Source organism: Shimia biformata, from assembly GCF_016888515.1.
Classification (GTDB): domain Bacteria; phylum Pseudomonadota; class Alphaproteobacteria; order Rhodobacterales; family Rhodobacteraceae; genus Shimia_A; species Shimia_A biformata.
Genome location: NZ_JAFEJK010000003.1, coordinates 211,971 through 230,948 on the forward strand (window position 1 = coordinate 211,971; position 18,978 = coordinate 230,948).

Sequence of the window (18,978 nt, forward strand, 5' to 3'; positions counted from 1 at the left end):
CAGGGTAAAGGGGCGGGGACATCAAAGAAAAGGCCCCGGTGATGTGCCGGGGCCTTTCGATTTTGGTTGCGGACTGGCCCTTAGTGGGCGTGGCCCTTGTCCCAGTCTTCCTGCTTGGGCAGGATCTCGAACGTGTGTTCGGGCGGCGGGCTGGGCAGGGTCCATTCCAGCGTGTCGGCGTATTCGTTCCAATAGTTGTTCTCGGTCACGCGGGCGCCACGCAGAAGCGTGTAGATCACGATGCCGAAGAACAGAACGAACGATGCGAAGCTGAGCAGCGCGCCATAGGACGAGATCTTGTTCCAGTAAGCGAAGGCTTCCGGGTAGTCGATATAGCGGCGCGGCATGCCCTGACGTCCCAGGAAGTGCTGCGGGAAGAAGGTCAGGTTCACACCGATGAAGAACATCCAGAAGTGGATCTTCGCGGCCAGTTCCGGGTACTGACGGCCCGACATCTTGCCCATGTAGAAGTAAATCCCGGCAAAGATGGTAAAGGCCGCGCCCATCGACATGGTGTAGTGGAAGTGCGCCACCACGTAATAGGTGTCGTGATAGGCCCGGTCGACGCCTGCCTGCGACAGCACGATACCGGTCACACCACCGATGGTGAACAGGATCAGGAAGCCCAGTGCAAACAGCATCGGCGCCTTGAACTCAAGCGAGCCGCCCCACATGGTCGCGATCCACGAGAAGATTTTGACCCCGGTCGGAACCGCGATGACCATGGTGGCCAGCATGAAGTAGGACTGCTGGGTCAGCGACATGCCGACGGTGTACATATGGTGTGCCCAGACGACGAAGCCCAGCGCGCCGATCGCGATGATCGCCCAGACCATCGGCAGGTAGCCGAAGACCGGTTTGCGGCTGAAGGTCGCGAAGACGTGGCTGACAAGGCCGAAGCCCGGCAGGATCACGATATACACCTCGGGGTGTCCGAAGAACCACAGGATGTGCTGATAGAGGATCGGGTCACCGCCGCCGGCCGGATCAAAGAAGGTCGTACCAAAATTGCGGTCCGTCAGCAGCATGGTGATCGCGCCCGCCAGAACCGGCAGCGCCAGAAGGATCAGCCACGCGGTCACGAAGATCGACCACGAGAACAGCGGCACCTTGAACAGGGTCATGCCGGGGGCACGCATGTTCAGGAAAGTGGTGATCATGTTGATCGCACCCAGGATCGACGACGCACCCGAGACGTGTACGGCAAAGATCGCCAGATCCATCGACATGCCGGCTTCGGTCGTCGAAAGCGGCGGGTAGAGCACCCAGCCGACACCCGAACCCAGCTGACCGTTGCCACCCGGTGCGAACAGCGAGGCGACACCCAGCGAGGTGCCCGCAACGTAAAGCCAGAACGACAGGTTGTTCATGCGCGGGAACGCCATGTCCGGCGCGCCGATCTGCAAGGGCATGAAATAGTTGCCGAAACCGCCGAACAGGGCGGGAATGACAACGAAGAACATCATCAGGACACCGTGATAGGTGATAAAGACGTTCCAGATATGGCCATTGGGGGTACATGTGGCCTCGGTGCCGCCGCCAAACAGACGGAACCCTTCCAGACACATGAATTGAACACCCGGTTCCATCAGTTCCAGCCGCATGAATACGGTCAGAACCACCGCGACCAGGCCGACGAGCGCCGACACGATCAGGTAAAGGATACCGATGTCTTTGTGGTTTGTAGACATGAACCAGCGGGTGAAAAAGCCGCGCTCGTCATGATGGTCGTGGCCATGAATGGCTGCGTCTGCCATGCCTCGCCTCCTGTTGTGCGTTAAAGGCCGCGCGAGTCCCTTTTCGCGCGCCTTGGATTCTGGCTTGTTTTAGTGTGCGCGACGGCTGGCGGCAATGTCCGTCTTTGACGCAGATCAAGAAAAATTGCCGCGCCGTGTTTGATTTGGGTCAAAAAAACGGGCCGCGGCGAATGCCACGGCCCGAAACCACATACAAAATGCATGATTCGTAACTGCTTACTCGGCGGCAGGGGCGACCGACGCAAGATAGGCGGCCACGTCCTCGGCGCCCTTCTTCAGCTTGAAGGTCATCTTCGACTTGTTGGCAAAGCCGTTGTCGCTGAGCCACGCCTTGGGGTCCTGAACATAGGCAGCCACGGCTTCTTCGGTCCAGACGAAGCCCGCTTCGTTGGCTTCCTTCAGGCCGGGGGCATATTTGAAGTCGGTTGCGCCAGCGGTCCGGCCGATCACGCCATAGAGGTTCGGACCGGTTTTGCCGCCTTTCACAATCTCTTCACCCTCGGGCGAAACGATCATGTGGCAGGATTTGCATTTCTTGAACTCTTTTTCGCCTGCGGCGGCGTCGCCCTCGGCAAACGCGGGCGCGGCCAGTGCGAGAGTCGCGGCTGCGGCTGCAATGATAACTTTCATGAGATCCTCTCTCTTTCGGTAGTAGTCTGGTCAATTGCGCGTTGGCGGCAACATCGAAAATGTAGAGAGAAAATGCAACGCGCAAATCCGCGCGGGGGTTCTCAGGCCGGAATCAGGCCGAGATTTGCCGTTTTGACCGAGGAAACAAAAATGGCGGCGCACTGGGACAGGCGCCGCCATGTTCTTTGAAGCTGACACGAATCAGAAGCGATAGTTCACTTTCAGAACCGCTTTGGTGTCTTTGACGTCTGCGCCGCCACCGAAGCTGTCGAAACGGGTCTGCAGAATCTCACCTGCCACGCTCCAGTTGCTGGCCAGACGCTGTTCGACACCGACGCCATAGATGTAGCCGTTGTCATAGGTGGTCGTGCCGCCCGATGCGATGCCCCCGCGCACGCCGCCGACGGTGCCGTAAACCATCGTGTCGTTGAACGCGTATCCGACTTTACCTTTCAGCGACCAGGTGTCGTCCATGGTGCTGGCGCCAAAGCTGCGGTTGTCGAAGGAATAATCAACCTCGGCACCCAGGACCCAGCCGCCGAAATCATAGTTGTAACCGGCCTGGACACCGCCCAGGAAGTCGGAATTGTCTGCGCCGCCGCCCGACACTTCGCCATAGCCGCCGTGGGCACCAATGTAGAATCCGGTCCAGTCGTCGGCCATTGCGGGGGTCGCCACAGCAACAACAGAGGCCAGGATCGCGGCTTTGTTCAAGTGTTTCATTCTCGTGTCCTTCACATTTACTAGACTCGTTACGTGCCCATCGGGCAGCGCACAGGTATGTAGTCGGAAGGCGGTGAACCAGATGTGGGGACGCGGTCTGCGGGAAATGGCTTACCCGGGTGAATGATCGCTGGCAGAATCTTGCGCCTGCAAGATAGTCTATTGAAAGCAATGGGAAAATATGGGGTGTGGGTGGCGAACTGCTAGGCCGGTTGTTGCCGATCCCCGAATCCGATTGCGCTTGTGTTCCTGCGCGAACCATGACGTGGCATCATCAGGCCTCGCCGAATACCTGCTCAAAGCTGCGTTTCAACGCGACGTCGACGTCGTCCATCGTCACAGGCAGTCCCAGGTCCACCAGCGATGTCACGCCATATTCGGTGATCCCGCAGGGAACGATGCCGCTGAAATGCTCAAGATCGGGTTCGACGTTGATCGAGATGCCGTGAAAGCTGACCCATTTCCGCAGCCGGATGCCGATGGCGGCGATCTTGTCCTCGGCGGGTTTGCCGGTCACGGTCAAGGGCTTGTCATCGCGTCGGATCCAGACACCGACGCGGCCCTCTCGGATTTCGCCCTTCAGATTGAATTCGGCCAGAGTTTCGATCACCCAGCGTTCCAGCATCTCGACGAAGCGGCGCACATCGCGGCCCCGCTTGTTCAGGTCCAGCATGACATAGGCCACGCGCTGACCGGGGCCGTGATAAGTATACTGGCCGCCGCGTTTGGTCGTGTAGACCGGAAAGCGGTCGGGATCGGTCAGATCTTCGCGCCGGGCGGAGGTTCCGGCCGTATAAAGCGGCGGATGTTCGACAAGCCAGATGCATTCCTCGGCGCGGCCTTCGGCGATGGCAGCGGCGCGGTCTTCCATGAAGGCCACGGCGTCATCGTAATCCACAAGGCCGTCTGTCGTGATCCACTCAACCATCTGTGCGCTCCTTTCCCCATGCCATAGCCACTGGACAGGCGGATTTGAAGCGGTGACACGCGACTTTCTGCGCACCGAAGATGACCGGGCCCGATTTTTCCCAACACCAAGAGATCTAGCGGCCATTTTCCCGCTTGGCATCGCCAGACCGACTCGCTATAGACCCGGTCACCAAGTCAAGGCGTGCGGCCGTGGCGGAATTGGTAGACGCGCAGCGTTGAGGTCGCTGTGGGGTAACTCCCGTGGAAGTTCGAGTCTTCTCGGCCGCACCATTTTCCCGAACATCCGGTGTTTCAGCGGCATACGCCGTTGCGTTCTGCGCTAGAACGCCACGTGATAGCGATTGCCGGTGCCGATCGAGAAGTTCACCGGGCCGCAGCTTTTTCCAACCGATACGCCGGTATGGACCCCGCCGGGACCGACGCCGACATTCACGTTGCCGGTTGCGCCGGGTGTGCATTCAGAGCAGGCGGCCAGGCCGGATGCCGCAATCAACAAAACAAGAACCGCTTTCATTCGTGACTCCAATCAGGCGGTACGCCGCTGGGCGTCCGCCGGCAAATTTGCGCATTGGAGAAACCCTAGCGGATGTTGCCATGCAAGGACAAGTTTCCGCAGCGCGGCGTTATTCGGCCGGCGGCAACGATATCTCGTCAAGCCCTTTCTTCAACTCGTCGATGTCGCGTTCATTCTTGTTCAAGAGGTCAATGGAGCGCTGCCGCGCCAGGTCCGGGTTTCGGTCCCGAATGGCCTCGGCAATCAGAAGATGCTCGTGGACATTGCGGATGTAGCCCTCGTTGGCGGTGGTAAACAGCGTGAAATTGCTGCGCAGAAGCCGCTCGATCGCTTTTGCCAGCGATCGCAGAAGCGGGTTGCCTGAGGCTTCGAGCAGAACCTTGTGATACTCGGCATCCCAATGCACCGACAATTCGGCGTCATGTGTATGCGCGACCATCTGTTCGTAACACTCAAACAGGCGCAGGGTCTGGGTGGCGCTGGCGCGCTCTGCGGCCAGTGCCGCTGCCTCCGGTTCGACGATCCTGCGCAGTTCGGACAGGGATTTGATCAGCTGCTCGTTGGTCGAGTTATCCGCGATCATCCAGTCGATCATTTGGGGGTCGAGCAGGTTCCAGTCTTCGGGCGGGCGCACGCTGGTGCCTTTCTTGCGTGCCGACACGACTAGGTTCTTTCCGGCAAGCGTTTTGACCGCCTCGCGGACGGCATTCCGGCTGGCTCCGAATTCGTCGATGATGTCCTGTTCGAAAAGGATGGTTTCCTCGGGGATCATTTGCCCGCTCACGATACGCCGACCCAGCACATCGACGATATGCTGAGTTATGTTGTGCCCTTGCGAAGGTTCGGGATGCCCTGACATGTTCATACGGTTCCAATTCTTGATGCGCGGGCGGGCCGCCTGGCGGCTGTGACACAGGTGGCCGGGGTTCTGTTTCCGTCAGCCATGGCTCAGATCCACCCCCCGTTTACAGGAAAGATGCCTGATGTGCACATGCGGGAATCGTCCGCCAGAAGGAAGGCGACAAGGTTCGCTACGAAATCAGGTTCGATCAGTTCCGGCAAGCATTGCCCGTCATAGACCTCTTGTTCCATTTCAGGGGTCAGCCACAGCTTGACCTGCCGTTCGGTGCGGATGAAGCCCGGCGTGATGCAATTCACGCGGATGTGGTGGGGGCCAAGTTCGCGGGCAAGCCCATTGGTCAGCCCTTCGATGCCCGACTTGGCAGTGACATAGGCTGACAGATTGTCCAGACCGACCCGCCAACTCATTGACCCCATGTTGATGATCGACCCGCGCCCGGCGGCTTTCATGCCCCCGGCCACGGCCTGGGCGGCGAAGAACTGGTGATCCAGATTGACGCTGAGCGCGGCGCGCCAGCTGTCCGGGTTCACGTCCTCGATGCAGTGGCGGGTGTCATTGGCCGCATTGTTGACTAGGCCAAGGATCGGACCGGTTTCCGCCGCGATTTCGGCAATGGCGGCGGCAAGCGCGTCAAGGTTGGTGATGTCGACCTTGCGAAAGAGCGGCAGATGCCGGGGATCGGTCGCCGCGATCGTGTCCACTAGGGCGGCACTTGCCGTGGCGTCGATGTCTATGAAGCCCACACGCGCTCCCAGGGCACATAGCCGCGTCACAATGGACGCGCCGATGCCGCTGCCGCCGCCGGTGATCAGAACCGGGCGGTCCTCCAGGCTTGGATAGGTTCCAAACACGTCCTTCGAATTGCTCACTGGGGCCTCCCTTCCTTTGGTGGCAATCAGAATCTCTGCCTGCACCATAACGGGAAAACAATCATCACAAGTCGTATTTGTCAAATTTAAAATACTACTTGTAAAATTATCAAATCCCACTTAACAAATTTTGAGTGGAGCGGGAATCGATGTGACCGAACCGCGACCTGACCGGAAATGGCCGGGCGGAGCAGGAGGGCACCGTTCGAAGTCTGACCGGGAAACAAAACGGGAGGAGTTCCGAATGAAAGCAACAAGCAAGACCCAGCTGCGTGCAACCTGCGCGGCAATCGCGGCCCTCGGCATCGGTGTGTCCGTTGCCCAGGCTGAACCGAAAACCAACATGATGCACCAATGGGCCCAGGGCTCGGAGGCGGCGGCCATCGCGCTGCTTGGCGAGATGTATGAAGCGGCTGGGGGCATCTGGGAGCAAACGGCGATCTCGGGCCATACCTCGAACACGCTGGCCAAGCTGCGGTCGGACGTGGTGGCAGGCAATGCCCCCGCCGCCGTGCAGCTGAAAGGCCCGGAAATTGCAGAGTGGAACGCCACCGGCGCAACCGCCAATCTGGATGAAACCGCTGCGGCGCAGGGCTGGGACGACGTTGTTGCACCCGAGTTGTTGACCGTGATGAAGCCGACCGGTTCCTGGGTTGCTGCCCCGATGAACATCCATCGCGTGAACTGGATGTATTCCTCGAAGGCGATTTTGGATGATCTGGGCATCGACGTGCCCAAGACCTGGGCCGAGTTCAACGCCGCCTGCGACAAAATCCAGGCCGCGGGCAAGATCTGTATCGCGCATGGCGCGGCAGACTGGTCGGATTCGACCACCTTTGACAGCGTCGTCTATGGCATGGATCAGGAGCTTTACCGCAAGGCCTTCCAAGAGGCCGATCTGGACGCGTTGCGCTCGGACGGCATGGTTGCGGCCTTTGCCCAGCTGCGCAAGATGGTCGGCTATATGGATGACGGCATCAATGGCCGCTCGTGGGAGCAGTCGATGACCATGACCATGACCGGTGAGGCCGCGTTCTTCCTGATGGGTGACTGGACCGTCGCTTCGGCGAACATGGCCGGGTTCAAGGAAGATGTGGATTATGTCTGCACCCAGTCGCCGGTCGACTGGGGCGGCAACGGGTTCATCCTGAATTCGGACTCGGTGGTGTTCTTCAAGCAGAACGATCCCGACTATGTCGAAGGTCAGAAACTGCTGGCCGAAATCATCATGTCACCGGAATTCCAGGTCACTTTCAACGTTGCCAAGGGTTCGATCCCGGCGCGGACAGATGTGGACCTGTCCGAAGGCGGCTTCACCAAATGTCAGCAGAAAGGTCTGGAAGATCTGAAGGCGTCGGTGTCGGAAGGCACGCTGGTACGCTCGATGGCGCATAACATGACCGTCCTTCAGAAATACCGTGGCGCGATGATGGAAGTGATCACCGAGTTCGTCGCCGATGACAGCATCTCGCCGGAAGAGGCCGCGAACCAGCTGGCCGACGCCGTCGAACTGCAGATGTAAACCGTCCCAAAGTGTTCCGGTCCGCCTTTCGAGGCGGGCCGGGGCAAGATCGTCGGGCGCTGATCGCAAGAGGTAAACATCGTGCAATCCCCAAACAACAATTCGACCGGATCGCGCAAGTGGAGCGACCTGACACCGCAAATGGTGCTGGCGCCCACCGTGATCGCGGCGCTGATCTGGGTGATCGGCTTTTCGCTCTGGACACTGTGGATTTCTGTTTCGAATTCCACCCTGCTGCCGGACATGACCTATCACGGGTTCGAGCATTACGCGAAGCTTTGGGGCAGCAAGCGCTGGACCGTCGCGTATCAGAACCTGTTTATCTTCGGCTCGCTCTATGTGATTGGCACGTTGGTGGTCGGTACGGTGCTGGCGGTGCTGATCGACCAGCGGGTGCGGTTCGAAGGCATCTGGCGGACGATCTACCTCTATCCGCTGGCGATTTCCTTCATCGTGACCGGGACGGTCTGGCGTTGGATTTTCCATCCCAACACGGGGGTCGAGCTGGCGCTGCATGACATGGGATGGCTTGCGGCCAAGTTCGACTGGATCACCGACCGGGACCTTGCGCTTTATGTCGTGGTAATCACCGGCATCTGGCACGCGTCCGGGTTCGCAATGGCGCTGATCCTGGCCGGGTTGCGGTCCGTTGACGGCGACCTTGTCAAAGCCGCGCAGATCGACGGCGCGTCGATGCCGCGCATCTACCGAAAGGTGGTTCTGCCGACGATCTGGCCGATCTTCGTCGCCGTGACGGTCGTCCTGCTGCAATTTGCCATCAAGACCTACGACCTTGTGGTTGCCTTGACCCAAGGCGGACCCGGCGTGGCCACAACGGTCCCGGCCATCGTGGTTTATGACCTCATGTTCCAGCGCGGACAGATCGCCCAGGGTGCCGCCGCAGCCGTCATGATCCTTGTCGCGCTTGCGCTGGTACTCATCCCCTATGCCGTCTGGACCGGCTGGCAGAAACGCAAGGAGGGCGCGCGTCATGGCTGAAGCTGCCACCCACCAGGAATTCGATCCGCTGGCCACCGGCGGCACCCGCCGCAGGATCACGTCAAAAGGGATCGTCTATGGCGCGCTGGGCCTGTTTGCCCTGATCTATCTTGCGCCGTTGATGATCATCCTGCTGAATACCCTGCGCCCGCTAGACGACATCGTGCGCACCGGCTTTATCGCACTCCCCGAGGCCGAGACGATGTCGCTAAAATACTGGGCCGAGGCGTGGGGTACTTTTTGTATCGGCGGCACCTGCGAGGGCGTGTCGCGGTTCTACAAGAACTCGCTCATGATGACGATCCCGGCGACCGTGCTGTCGACCATGTTCGGCCTGTTGAACGGATACATCCTGTCGAAATGGCGGTTCCGCTATGATGGGGTGATCTTTGGCCTGATTACGCTGGGCGTATTCATGCCGCAGCAGATGACGCTGCTGCCCTGGGCCTTTGTTCTTGGCAAGCTGGGGCTGTCGAACTCGATCGCTGGTCTGGTCTTTGTCCACACCATTCAGGGCATTTCCTTCACCACGCTGTTCTGCCGCAACTATTTCGTCTCGATCCCCGATGACCTGATCAAGGCGGCGCGGATCGACGGGGCCGGGTTCTGGCGCATCTTCCGCCGGATCATCCTGCCGCTGTCGCCGCCGATCGTGATCGTGACCGTGATCTGGCAGTTCACCGGCATCTGGAACGAGTTCCTGTTCGGTACGGTTTTCACCTCGGGCGCAAACCAGCCCATCACCTCGGCCATTGTTGCCTTCTCGGGCAGCGGCACCGGCGAACGTCACTACAACGTCGAAGCCGCCGCCGTGATCATGGCCGCCATTCCTCCGCTGATCATCTATGTCCTCGGCGGCAAATACTTCGTGCGTGGTCTCACGCAGGGCGCTGTAAAATAGGAAGCAGAAATCATGTCGTCACTGACCATCAAAGACCTTCGCAAGAGCTATGGCCCGGTAGAGGTTCTGACCGACATCAACCTTGAGGCGGAAAGCGGTGAGTTCATCGCGCTGGTCGGGCCTTCGGGGTGTGGGAAGTCAACGCTGTTGTCGATCATCGCGGGACTGGAAAGCGTGACCTCGGGTGAGGTGCGCATTGAAGAGCGCGTCGTCAACAACGACGCCCCGAAGGATCGCGACATCGCCATGGTGTTCCAGTCCTATGCGCTTTATCCGACCATGACTGTCCGCGAGAACATGACCTTCGGCATGGAGTGTCGGAACGTGCCAAAGCCCGAGCAGAAAGAGACCGTCGAGAGGGTCGCCGACCTGTTGCAGATCGGGCCGCTGCTGGACCGCAAGCCCAGCCAGCTTTCGGGTGGTCAGCGTCAGCGCGTCGCCATGGGCCGCGCGCTGGTGCGTGATCCCAAGCTGTTCCTGTTCGACGAGCCGTTATCGAACCTCGACGCCAAGCTTCGGATCGAGATGCGGTCAGAGATCAAGAAGCTGCATCAACGGGTCGGCAAGACCACCGTTTACGTGACCCATGACCAGGTCGAGGCGATGACTTTGGCCAGCCGCATCGCGGTCATGTTCAAGGGTGTTCTGCAGCAATACGACACGCCGAAGGAAATCTATGAACGTCCGCGCAACAAGTTCGTGGCCGGGTTCATGGGCTCTCCGACGATGAACTTCCTCGACGCCAAGGTGGTGGCGGATGGTGACGGGCTGGGTCTGACCATCGATGGCGGTGATGGCGGCGTGCTGCCCCTGCCGACAGAAAAGGCGGCGGGCGTAAAGCCGGGGCAGGCGGTGATCTTTGGCGTGCGGCCAGAGCATTTCAACCCGGTCCACGCCCATCGCGGCGACCCGACCGCGCGGCTGAAGGTGCTGGTCGACATGGTCGAGCCGACGGGCTCGGAAACCATCCTGATGAGCAGCGTCGCAGGGCAATCCGTGGTCGCCAGCGTCGAGCCGGACGATGCGCCCCGCGAAGGCGAGGCTGTGGAACTGGCAATCAACATGGCCAAGATCTGCCTGTTTGATCCGGCTACTGAGCTTCGCATTTCCTGAACACGACAAGGCGGTAAAAATGAACCAGATTGATTTGAGCGGCAAACGCGCCGTGATTACCGGCGGAGCCCGTGGCATGGGGCTGGCGATTGCGCGCCGTTTCCTCGGCTCGGGTGCGGCGGTGTCGCTGTGGGACATAAATGGCGAGGTTCTGTCCAAGACGCAGGCGGCGCTGACGCCGGCTGGGACGGTGGATGTGCAGGTCGTGGACGTGACAAGCTATGACAGTGTTGCGGCGGCGACAGAAGCGACGAATGCGGCGCTGGGCGGGATCGACATCCTTGTCAACAGCGCGGGCATTGCCGGGGTCAACACCCAGCTTGCCGATTATCCTCTGGACGTCTGGCAGGCGGTGCAGAACGTCAATGTGAACGGCATCTTCCACACCTGCCGCGCCATCGTGCCGCTGATGGAGGTCGCGGGCTATGGCCGGATCGTCAATATCTCGTCCATGGCGGGCAAGGATGGCAACCCGAACGCCAGCGCCTATTCGGTCTCGAAGGCTGCCGTGATCGGCCTGACCAAGAGCCTTGGCAAGGAGCTGGCGCAAAAGAACATCGCGGTAAATGTCATCACCCCCGCGGTGATTGAAACCGAGATGCTGGCCGACGTGACCGAGGAACAGATCGCCTTCATGCTGTCGAAAATTCCAATGGGCCGCATGGGTTCGGTGGACGAGATTGCCGCCATGGTTGCCTGGCTGAGTTCGTCTGAATGTTCCTATTCCACCGGTGCGGTCTTTGACATTTCCGGCGGTCGCGCGACCTATTGACCGGGTCTTTGTCCGGTTCCGGGCTTGAAGCTGTGAAAGCGTCTGATCCAGTGGTCTGAAAACATCTCAGGCGGCAGCGGCTGGTCGAACCAGGGGGCGAACTCGTCTCGCCACTTGGCCAGCTGCGCCTCGGTGACCTCTGACCAGTCCCCGACAATGGCGACGGGCAGGCCGTCATAGAGCGGGTCCATCTCGCAGGATTTCACGATCGGAATCGAGCGCAGGATCAGCGCCTCATAGGTGCGGTGGCAGTCGATCGAGTTGCCACGCGGAGATGCTTCGAACGCTGCTTCCTGGTGGCGTTTCCAGACCGTGTTGCGTGGTGCTTGTATCGGTTCCCAGACCATGAACGGCTTGTCTTTCAGCGCATCGCGCGCTTCGGCGCGTGCCAGGGCGCGTTTCTGGGCATGGGGGTGGCGCAGGAACGTGTCCATGTTGAGGTGAAAATTCGCGTAGACCTTCAGGGGGCGTTCGCGGATAGGGGCGATGTCACGGCGAATGCGGTTCATCGCCGCCTGTTGCTGGGCGGGAGAGGCGGGCAACCCCATGTCGCGGCTCTGGTTCGGGCTTTCCGGGTCGAGCTTGTGATAGTTCAGACCCAATGGCAGCGGGGTGATCTTGCCGGTTTCGAGAACCTCGGCGGGAAACTCGAAATTCTCGATGAACCAGTGCAGCACATTGGGATTGCCCAGCACCGCCGCATGGTCGAACCCGGCGGTCGAGTTGTTTTCCCGCGCGGTCACAAGGACGAACCGGCCTCGCATGCGGGGCAGGAACTCGGTGATGAAACGCGGCACGTGCATGGTGTTCACCCAGACCACGGTGCCGTCGGCATGCGGACCGGTGAATCCTTGGGGGGGCTCGTCGTCGAACTCGTCCCAGATCACGTCGCAGCCGTCGCGCATCACGGTGGACGAGACATACATGCGCCGCGCCTCGTGCGCCAATTCCTCGGGATCGAAGTCGGGCAGGGCCGAACGGCGGTGCCATGTCGGGTCCAGTGTCCGTTGCACCAGTTTCCGGGTGGGATTGTGACGCCAGACGACGACAAACAGCGCGCCCAGCCCGGCCATGAGAAGCCACCAGATCACGCGACAGGCCCGCAGGTTAAGAAACTGGTGAAGAAATGCGCCATGCCTGCCCTTTGCCGATTGCCTTGCCGACCATCATGGCCGCAATGTCCGCGAGGGCCAAGCCCCAAGCCGGAAGGCACGTGTCAGGAAGCGGTTTCCTCGGCCATTGTGTCGGTGCGCATGCGGATCAGTTGTTGCAGGATGTTGGCATAGTTTGCCTCGCCCTGTGCGCCGGTAATCAGGTGCTGTGCCTCAAACACCATCGCCGGAACGCCAGATATGCCGCGGGACGTCCAGAAGGTTTCCTTTTCCCGAACCTCGTCTGCATATTGGCCACTGTCCAGCACTTGGCGAGCCTGATCCGCGTCAAAGCCGGCTTTGTTTGCAACATCCACCAGAACCGCGCGGTCCGAGACATCGCGCCCCTCGCTGAAATAGGCGGCAAACAGCGCCTGTTTCAGATCATGTGTCTGTCCCGACAGCGACGCCCAGTGCAACAGCCGATGGGCGTCGAACGTGTTGTAAATGCGGCTGTCATCGCGCCATTGGAAGGGGAACCCTAGCGTCTCGCCGAGATCGGACAGTCTTTGACGGGCGCGGGCGGAATCCTCGGCCGATGAGCCGAATTTGCGCATGATATGCTCGCGGATGTTCTCGCCTTCTGGCGCCATCTGGGGGTTCAGTTCGAACGGGTGCCAATAGACGTCAACCGCAATCCCGGTCTCGGCGCTGGCCTTGGCAAGCTGGCGATAGCCGATGACGCACCACGGGCAGACAACATCAGAAACAATGTCGACGCGGATCGGGTCTTGCATGGCGGGCTCCTTATGGTGTGGGTCTTCAGATGGGGGTTTGCGCGGCAAAATCAACTGCGTGCCCAGGCGACCTTAGGGCAGGATGGTCAGCCAGAACCAGATCGACAGGATCGAAGCCGCGGTTCCGACAAGCACCGAGGATGCCGCCACGCGCTGGGCCCGGCCATAGATCGCGGCAAAGAGATAACAGTTGATCCCCGGCGCCATGGACGCGGTTAGAACGGCCGAGCGGAACGCCTCTTTTGACAGGCCCACGGCGCTGCCCATAACCCAGACAATCGCCGGGTGCAGGACCAGCGAGACCAGACAGACAAAGGCAATGGCCCGCATGTCGCCTTCGGGCCGATAGCGGAACAGGACGCCACCGATGGCAAACAGGGCGGCGGGCAGGGCGGCACGGGCGATCAGATCAACGCCGACCTGGATCGGTTCGGGTGTTGGGAACCCGCTGAGATTGACGACAAAGCCAAGCGTGATACCGACGATCAGCGCGTTTGAAAACATCGCTTTCAACACGGTCGGCACAATAGCGCGCGCCGATTTTCCGCGCGCCCGGACCACCTCCATCACCGCGATCCCCAGCCCGTAGCAGAACGGTGCGTGGATCGACACGATGGCGTAGTTCGCGGTCAGGGCATCGGGGCCATAGGCGCGCTCGGTTATGGCGAGGCCCAGTAGAAGCGAGTTCGAAAACAGGCAGCAGAAACCGATGGCGACGCAGTCTTCCCAATCGCGCCTGAACAGGAATCGTGCCCCGAAAAGGCCAATCAGGAACCCGGCCAGCGCCCCGGTGTAGAAGGACAGAAACAGAGCCGGGTCCATTTCGGCGGACAGGTCCAGCCCCGAGATCGCCTTGAACAGCAGGACCGGCACCGCGAACGTTGACGCAAAACGCATCAGCCCGTCGACCTGGATTTCCGTGAACAGGCCACGCCAGGAAACGACATAGCCAAAGCCGATGACCAGAAAGACCGGAAGGATGACTTCGATCAGCGCCTGCATCTAAAGATCATAGACAATCCGCATGCCGTCATAGGCAGGCGTGATGTGATCCGGCGTTTCCGCCGAAACCGTGTCATAGTCCAGGTCGTTATGCATATTGGTCAACACCGCACGGCGAGGCGCGACCTGGCGGATCCACTCAAGCGATTTCTCAAAATGCGCATGGGTGGGGTGCGGTGCGCGGCGCAGCGTGTCGAGAACCCAACAATCCAGCCCCTGCAACTGGGTCCAGGCCTCGTCATAGATTTCGGCCACGTCAGGCATGTAGCAAAGGCCCTCGACCCGGAAGGCCAGCGCGTCCATCGAACCGTGGTTGACCCTGATCGGGGTCAGTTCGATCATGCCACCCTCTCCGGTGACCTCGATGTCGCCCTTGATCGTATGCATGTCGAGAATCGGCGGATAGGGAGAGTCGTCGGGCTGTACGAAGGCATAGTCGAAGCGCGAATAAAGCGCCTGTTGAGTCGGGCCGTCAGCCCAGACCGGGATGCGTTTGCGCATGTTGAAGACCACCATGCGCAGATCGTCGATCCCGTGGACGTGATCAGCGTGGGAGTGTGTATAGACCACCGCATCCAACTCTCCCACATCTGCGGCCAGAAGCTGGGCACGCATGTCGGGAGAGGTGTCGATCAGAACGCGAGTCGTGCCAGCCTCGGATTCCCGTTCGATCAGCATCGAGCAGCGCTGGCGGCGGTTCTTGGGGTTCTCGGGGTCGCAATCGCCCCACAACCCGCCAAGACGCGGCACCCCGCCGGACGAACCGCAGCCAAGAATGGTGAAGATCAGCCGCGCGCTCATGCGGCCTCGGCAAATGCGGCTGCCTTGGAAAACAGACGATTGAAATTGGCCTGCGTCTGGGCGGCGAAGGCGGCATAGTCCATCCCGAACACCTCGGCCCCGACGCGGGCGGTGTGGGCGACATAGGCCGGTTCGTTGCGCTTGCCGCGATGGGGCGGCGGCGCAAGATAGGGGGCGTCGGTCTCGACAAGGATACGGTCAACCGGGGCGGCTGCGAAGATGTCGCGCACTTCCTGACTGCGGGGAAAAGCGGCAATGCCCGACATCGACAGGTAGAAGCCAAGATCGACCATCTTCTGTGCCAGCTCTGGACCCGAGGAATAGCAATGCATAACGCAGGTATAGGCACCTGCGTTGAATTCCTCGGTCAGGATTTGCGCCATGTCGTCGTCAGCGTCCCGGCTGTGGATGATCAGCGGCAGCCCGGTCTGGCGTGCAGCCTCGACATGGATGCGCAGGCTGTCCTGCTGGATGGCTTTGCTTGCGGCGGTGTAGTGATAATCCAGACCGGTTTCGCCGATGCCGACCATCTTGGGGTGCCGAGCGATTTCAACCAATTGCTCAACCGTGGCCAGCGGCTCGTCGGCGGCGCTCATCGGGTGGGTGCCGGCGGCATAGAAAACAGGGGCGTGGGCCTCGGCAATGGCGCGGACGGTTGGTTCGTTGCGCAGTCGCGTGCAGATAGTCACCATGCGTGTCACCCCTGCGTCCGCAGCGCGGGTCACGATATCGGCGTGCTGGCCGTCGAAATCGGGGAAATCAAGGTGGCAATGGCTGTCGGTGATCTGGGGCGTGTCGGTCATCGGATACGGGCTGCGGTGGATTGGATCTTGAAAACCGTATCTAGGACCAGCGCCGCAGGGTCAAGGTTGACGGCCCGGCCATGTTGCATCCGGCCAGAGATCTCTTGTGCGATTTCCGCCCAGTTGCGCGCCGCCCCTGCGTGGGGGGCCAGCGCCGTCAAAACTTGTGCCTCGTTTGGTGCGGCCTCGGTCAACGGCGGCTGCCCGGTTGCTCCGGTGCGGGCAAGTCGGGTCAGGAACAGGTCGGTGAGAGTGACCAACAGGTCGACCTTGTCTTCGGCCCCACGCATCGCAGTCGCGTTGGCCAGGTCCAGTGCGCGTTGACGGTCGATCCGCGGGGCTTCGGCGAAAATCGACACCAGCTCGGCATAAAGTTTCAACCCGCCCAAGAGTTCCAGCCTGATCGCCTCGCCTACTGACCCGGCGGAGAGTTCCGCCAGTGCGATGCCGTTTTTTGTCTCGATCCCCGCCTGATCCAGCGCGGCGGTCATGTTTTCGGGCGAAAGCGGCGACAGGCGCAATTCGCGGCAGCGCGAGCGGATCGTGGGCAACAGGCGGGACGGCTGATGCGAGATCAGCAACAGGAACGTGTCCTCGGGCGGTTCTTCGAGCAGCTTCAATAGGGCGTTGGCCGCCGAGACGTTCATCTCGTCAGCGCAATCGACGATCACCACACGCCGCCCGCCATCCGCTGCCGACAGCGCAAAAAAGCTTTTCAGCCGTCGCACTTCGTCGACGGTGATCTGGCTTTTCAACTTGCCGGTTTTTTCGTTTACGGGGCGGCGGAGCGCAAAAAGGCTGGGTTCGGAGCCGGCACGAATACGGCGGGAGACCGGGTGTTCGTCGTCGATGTGCAGCGTGTCCGGGGCAGGGGGCGCATCGCCGAACAGTCCACCTTCGTCCGGTTTCGGAGTGGCCAGAAGAAAACGCGCGATTTTCCACGCCAGCGTCGCCTTGCCGACCCCGCGCGGCCCGGTAATCAGCCAGCCATGGTGCAGACGGCCAGAGCGATAGGCGTCCAGAAACGCCGCTTGCGCCGCGTCTTGCCCAAACAGCGTTACGGTGTCGCGCGGGTGCGGTGCGCCCTCGATCCTGTCGGGTTCCGGGATTTCTTCGGTCATGACAATTCAGCCTCGACCGTCGTCAGAACCTCTCGTGCAACGGCTTCGATAGCTTGGTCGCCGTCGATGACGCGGAAACGGTCGGCGAACTCATTGGCCAGCGCAAGGAACCCGGCGCGCATCTGGGCCTGCAACTCGGTTCCGAAATCCTCGAACCGTTCTTCGGCGGTCTGGCGGCCCTTGGCACGGGCGTGGCCCTTGTCGGGATCCATGTCGATCAGGATGGTCAGGTCGGGCTCGCGTCCGATCATCAGCGAGTGCAACTGGTCGACAATGCCGCGCAGGTCGCCGCGCGACAGGCCCTGGTACATGCGGGTCGAATCCGCGAACCGGTCGCAGATCACCACTTTTCCAGCCGCGAGCGCAGGCAGGATCGTGCGTTCCAGGTGGTCGCGTCGGGCGGCGGTGAACAGCAGGATCTCGGTCTCGGCAGACCAGCGGTCAGGGTCGCCTTCCAGCACCAGTGCACGGATTTCCTCGGCCCCGGGGCTGCCGCCGGGTTCGCGGGTCAGCACCACGTCATGCCCGGATGCACGCAACGCATCGGCCAGCATCCGGGCCTGCGTTGACTTGCCCGAGCCGTCGATGCCTTCGAAGGTGATAAAACGGGCGGGACGGGTCAACTTGGCTGCTCACCAACAAGCCCGAACTGCGAAATCAGCATCTGTGCGGCGGTCCGAATCTTGACGGTGAACCCACCTGCGCCAACCGCTTTTTCGGCCACCAGCGGAACGCGGATTTCCGGCAGACCTTCGGGGCGCAGCACCAGATCGGCCAGTTTTTGACCCTCGGCGATCGGTGCGGCAATGGGGCTGTCATAGATGACCTCGGCCGGCACGTTCTCGGTCGAGAGAATCGGCAACAACAGTGTCATGTCCTTCTCGGGCACCAGAGCCACTTTCTTGGACTGCCCCATCCAGACCTCGGCTTCCGCGATCCGATCACCCTTTCTGGCCAGGGTCGTTTCGGTGAACTGTCGGAAGGCCCAGTTTACGATCTGTTCGGACACCTCAGCGCGGTCGGCGGCGCTGTCGAGGCCGGAAATGGCGAAAATCACCCGCCGGTTGCCTTGCCGCGCCGAACCGACAAGCCCATAGCCCGCCTCAGTCGTGTGGCCGGTCTTGAGCCCGTCCGCACCGATGTTAAGTTTCAAGAGCGGATTGCGGTTCTCAGTGTTCTTGGGCGCGCGCCCGTCAAAAGCAAATTCGGTTTCCGAGAACATCGGATAGAATTCCGGGAAGTCGGTGATGATCCGGTTCGCCAGCAGAACGAGGTCGCGCATCGACATCACATGTCCCGGCGCGGGCCAGCCGTTTGAATTGGCAAAGGTCGAATTGGTCATGCCCATGTTCCGCGCCTTCCGCGTCATCAGGCGGGCAAAACCGGCCTCGGTCCCATCGGGGCTGAGGGCTTCGGCAATAACAACGCAGGCGTCGTTGCCCGACAGGACGATGATCCCGCGCAACAGGTCTTCGACCTTCACGTTGTCGCGGGTGTCAAGGAACATGGTGGAACCGCCATAGGACTGGGCGTGCCGAGACACCGGCAGGGTCTCTTGTGTCGAAAGCCGCCCCTCGCGGATCGCATCAAAGGCCATGTAAAGGGTCATCAGCTTCGACATCGAGGCCGGCGGTAAGGGGGTGTCAGCCTCTTTTGCCATCAGGATGGTGCCGGTGGTCTGGTCGATGACAAAAGCCGCGCGTGCCTTGGTCTCGAACGCCTGAGCCGAAGTCGTGTGAAGGGACAGGACCAGGACCATCGACAGACATGT

The 18,978-nt window shown here is 60.8% G+C and carries 20 protein-coding genes and 1 tRNA gene; 6 read left to right on the forward strand and 15 right to left on the reverse strand.

Annotated features, from left to right (window positions below; genetic code table 11):
• Window positions 1-80 precede the first annotated feature (80 nt).
• The 4 genes from JQ863_RS18055 to lipB all read right to left on the reverse strand — a co-directional run bounded on the left by JQ863_RS18055 (window position 81) and on the right by lipB (window position 4,179).
• Window positions 81-1,757 (reverse strand): cytochrome c oxidase subunit I, encoded by a 1,677-nt coding sequence (locus JQ863_RS18055; protein WP_204115733.1) that lies wholly within the window; start codon window positions 1,755-1,757, stop codon window positions 81-83.
• A gap of 216 nt (window positions 1,758-1,973) precedes the next feature.
• Window positions 1,974-2,387 (reverse strand): c-type cytochrome, encoded by a 414-nt coding sequence (locus JQ863_RS18060; RefSeq protein ID WP_204115734.1) that lies wholly within the window; start codon window positions 2,385-2,387, stop codon window positions 1,974-1,976.
• 201 nt (window positions 2,388-2,588) lie between these two features.
• On the reverse strand, window positions 2,589-3,110 hold the full coding sequence (locus JQ863_RS18065) for an outer membrane protein (RefSeq protein WP_204115735.1): 522 nt from the start codon (window positions 3,108-3,110) through the stop codon (window positions 2,589-2,591).
• Window positions 3,111-3,384: 274 nt separating this feature from the next.
• On the reverse strand, window positions 3,385-4,179 hold the full coding sequence (lipB, locus tag JQ863_RS18070) for a lipoyl(octanoyl) transferase LipB (RefSeq protein WP_338055542.1): 795 nt from the start codon (window positions 4,177-4,179) through the stop codon (window positions 3,385-3,387).
• Window positions 4,180-4,223: 44 nt separating this feature from the next.
• Between lipB and JQ863_RS18075 the strand changes: the two genes are divergently transcribed.
• Window positions 4,224-4,310: transfer RNA gene (locus tag JQ863_RS18075), tRNA-Leu, on the forward strand.
• A gap of 49 nt (window positions 4,311-4,359) precedes the next feature.
• Here JQ863_RS18075 and JQ863_RS18080 read toward each other — a convergent pair.
• The 3 genes from JQ863_RS18080 to JQ863_RS18090 form a co-directional block, all read right to left on the reverse strand.
• Window positions 4,360-4,554, reverse strand: coding sequence for a hypothetical protein (locus JQ863_RS18080; RefSeq protein WP_204115737.1), 195 nt, complete (start codon window positions 4,552-4,554; stop codon window positions 4,360-4,362).
• Between the two features lie 109 nt (window positions 4,555-4,663).
• Window positions 4,664-5,413, reverse strand: a complete 750-nt coding sequence (locus JQ863_RS18085) for a FadR/GntR family transcriptional regulator (RefSeq protein ID WP_204115738.1) — start codon at window positions 5,411-5,413, stop codon at window positions 4,664-4,666.
• 89 nt (window positions 5,414-5,502) lie between these two features.
• Window positions 5,503-6,285, reverse strand: coding sequence for an SDR family NAD(P)-dependent oxidoreductase (locus JQ863_RS18090; RefSeq protein ID WP_338055544.1), 783 nt, complete (start codon window positions 6,283-6,285; stop codon window positions 5,503-5,505).
• Window positions 6,286-6,529: 244 nt separating this feature from the next.
• Between JQ863_RS18090 and JQ863_RS18095 the strand changes: the two genes are divergently transcribed.
• The 5 genes from JQ863_RS18095 to JQ863_RS18115 all read left to right on the forward strand — a co-directional run bounded on the left by JQ863_RS18095 (window position 6,530) and on the right by JQ863_RS18115 (window position 11,592).
• Window positions 6,530-7,807 carry an ABC transporter substrate-binding protein gene (locus JQ863_RS18095; protein WP_204115740.1) on the forward strand — a complete coding sequence of 426 codons (1,278 nt, stop codon included), beginning with the start codon at window positions 6,530-6,532 and terminating at the stop codon, window positions 7,805-7,807.
• Window positions 7,808-7,888: 81 nt separating this feature from the next.
• The gene (locus JQ863_RS18100) at window positions 7,889-8,806 is read left to right on the forward strand and encodes a carbohydrate ABC transporter permease (protein WP_338055545.1); all 918 of its coding nucleotides are present in this window, start codon (window positions 7,889-7,891) and stop codon (window positions 8,804-8,806) included.
• Window positions 8,799-9,707, forward strand: a complete 909-nt coding sequence (locus JQ863_RS18105) for a carbohydrate ABC transporter permease (RefSeq protein WP_204115741.1) — start codon at window positions 8,799-8,801, stop codon at window positions 9,705-9,707. The genes JQ863_RS18100 and JQ863_RS18105 overlap by 8 nt, the downstream gene beginning before the upstream one ends.
• Before the next feature lie 12 nt (window positions 9,708-9,719).
• Window positions 9,720-10,820 carry an ABC transporter ATP-binding protein gene (locus tag JQ863_RS18110; protein ID WP_204115742.1) on the forward strand — a complete coding sequence of 367 codons (1,101 nt, stop codon included), beginning with the start codon at window positions 9,720-9,722 and terminating at the stop codon, window positions 10,818-10,820.
• A gap of 19 nt (window positions 10,821-10,839) precedes the next feature.
• Complete coding sequence (locus tag JQ863_RS18115) at window positions 10,840-11,592, forward strand: SDR family NAD(P)-dependent oxidoreductase (RefSeq protein WP_204115743.1); 753 nt, start codon at window positions 10,840-10,842, stop codon at window positions 11,590-11,592.
• Here JQ863_RS18115 and JQ863_RS18120 read toward each other — a convergent pair.
• The 8 genes from JQ863_RS18120 to JQ863_RS18155 all read right to left on the reverse strand — a co-directional run bounded on the left by JQ863_RS18120 (window position 11,586) and on the right by JQ863_RS18155 (window position 18,966).
• Window positions 11,586-12,683, reverse strand: a complete 1,098-nt coding sequence (locus JQ863_RS18120) for a hypothetical protein (protein WP_204115744.1) — start codon at window positions 12,681-12,683, stop codon at window positions 11,586-11,588. The two genes, JQ863_RS18115 and JQ863_RS18120, sit on opposite strands and share 7 nt — an antisense overlap.
• Window positions 12,684-12,808: 125 nt before the next feature.
• On the reverse strand, window positions 12,809-13,480 hold the full coding sequence (locus JQ863_RS18125) for a DsbA family oxidoreductase (RefSeq protein WP_204115745.1): 672 nt from the start codon (window positions 13,478-13,480) through the stop codon (window positions 12,809-12,811).
• A 72-nt stretch (window positions 13,481-13,552) separates the two neighbouring features.
• The gene (locus JQ863_RS18130; RefSeq protein ID WP_204115746.1) at window positions 13,553-14,482 is read right to left on the reverse strand and encodes an AEC family transporter; all 930 of its coding nucleotides are present in this window, start codon (window positions 14,480-14,482) and stop codon (window positions 13,553-13,555) included.
• Complete coding sequence (locus JQ863_RS18135) at window positions 14,483-15,283, reverse strand: MBL fold metallo-hydrolase (protein ID WP_204115747.1); 801 nt, start codon at window positions 15,281-15,283, stop codon at window positions 14,483-14,485.
• Window positions 15,280-16,086, reverse strand: a complete 807-nt coding sequence (locus JQ863_RS18140) for a TatD family hydrolase (protein ID WP_204115748.1) — start codon at window positions 16,084-16,086, stop codon at window positions 15,280-15,282. The genes JQ863_RS18135 and JQ863_RS18140 overlap by 4 nt, the downstream gene beginning before the upstream one ends.
• Window positions 16,083-17,207, reverse strand: coding sequence for a DNA polymerase III subunit delta' (locus JQ863_RS18145; RefSeq protein ID WP_204115749.1), 1,125 nt, complete (start codon window positions 17,205-17,207; stop codon window positions 16,083-16,085). Before JQ863_RS18145 ends, JQ863_RS18140 begins: the two co-directional genes overlap by 4 nt.
• On the reverse strand, window positions 17,204-17,830 hold the full coding sequence (gene tmk / locus JQ863_RS18150; RefSeq protein ID WP_204115750.1) for a dTMP kinase: 627 nt from the start codon (window positions 17,828-17,830) through the stop codon (window positions 17,204-17,206). Before tmk ends, JQ863_RS18145 begins: the two co-directional genes overlap by 4 nt.
• Complete coding sequence (locus JQ863_RS18155) at window positions 17,827-18,966, reverse strand: D-alanyl-D-alanine carboxypeptidase family protein (RefSeq protein ID WP_204115795.1); 1,140 nt, start codon at window positions 18,964-18,966, stop codon at window positions 17,827-17,829. Before JQ863_RS18155 ends, tmk begins: the two co-directional genes overlap by 4 nt.
• Between the last annotated feature and the right edge of the window lie 12 nt (window positions 18,967-18,978).

Excerpts from the sequence above, each read along its gene's own strand:
- JQ863_RS18055 (WP_204115733.1), bottom strand. The coding sequence starts at position 1,757 with ATGGCAGACGCAGCCATTCATGGCCACGACCATCATGACGAGCGCGGC.
- lipB (WP_338055542.1), bottom strand. The coding sequence starts at position 4,179 with ATGCCAAGCGGGAAAATGGCCGCTAGATCTCTTGGTGTTGGGAAAAAT.
- JQ863_RS18085 (WP_204115738.1), bottom strand. The coding sequence starts at position 5,413 with ATGTCAGGGCATCCCGAACCTTCGCAAGGGCACAACATAACTCAGCAT.
- JQ863_RS18065 (WP_204115735.1), bottom strand. The coding sequence starts at position 3,110 with ATGAAACACTTGAACAAAGCCGCGATCCTGGCCTCTGTTGTTGCTGTG.
- JQ863_RS18095 (WP_204115740.1), top strand. The coding sequence starts at position 6,530 with ATGAAAGCAACAAGCAAGACCCAGCTGCGTGCAACCTGCGCGGCAATC.
- JQ863_RS18140 (WP_204115748.1), bottom strand. The coding sequence starts at position 16,086 with ATGACCGACACGCCCCAGATCACCGACAGCCATTGCCACCTTGATTTC.
- JQ863_RS18135 (WP_204115747.1), bottom strand. The coding sequence starts at position 15,283 with ATGAGCGCGCGGCTGATCTTCACCATTCTTGGCTGCGGTTCGTCCGGC.
- JQ863_RS18130 (WP_204115746.1), bottom strand. The coding sequence starts at position 14,482 with ATGCAGGCGCTGATCGAAGTCATCCTTCCGGTCTTTCTGGTCATCGGC.
- JQ863_RS18145 (WP_204115749.1), bottom strand. The coding sequence starts at position 17,207 with ATGACCGAAGAAATCCCGGAACCCGACAGGATCGAGGGCGCACCGCAC.
- JQ863_RS18125 (WP_204115745.1), bottom strand. The coding sequence starts at position 13,480 with ATGCAAGACCCGATCCGCGTCGACATTGTTTCTGATGTTGTCTGCCCG.
- JQ863_RS18155 (WP_204115795.1), bottom strand. The coding sequence starts at position 18,966 with ATGGTCCTGGTCCTGTCCCTTCACACGACTTCGGCTCAGGCGTTCGAG.
- JQ863_RS18080 (WP_204115737.1), bottom strand. The coding sequence starts at position 4,554 with ATGAAAGCGGTTCTTGTTTTGTTGATTGCGGCATCCGGCCTGGCCGCC.
- JQ863_RS18105 (WP_204115741.1), top strand. The coding sequence starts at position 8,799 with ATGGCTGAAGCTGCCACCCACCAGGAATTCGATCCGCTGGCCACCGGC.
- JQ863_RS18110 (WP_204115742.1), top strand. The coding sequence starts at position 9,720 with ATGTCGTCACTGACCATCAAAGACCTTCGCAAGAGCTATGGCCCGGTA.
- JQ863_RS18115 (WP_204115743.1), top strand. The coding sequence starts at position 10,840 with ATGAACCAGATTGATTTGAGCGGCAAACGCGCCGTGATTACCGGCGGA.
- JQ863_RS18060 (WP_204115734.1), bottom strand. The coding sequence starts at position 2,387 with ATGAAAGTTATCATTGCAGCCGCAGCCGCGACTCTCGCACTGGCCGCG.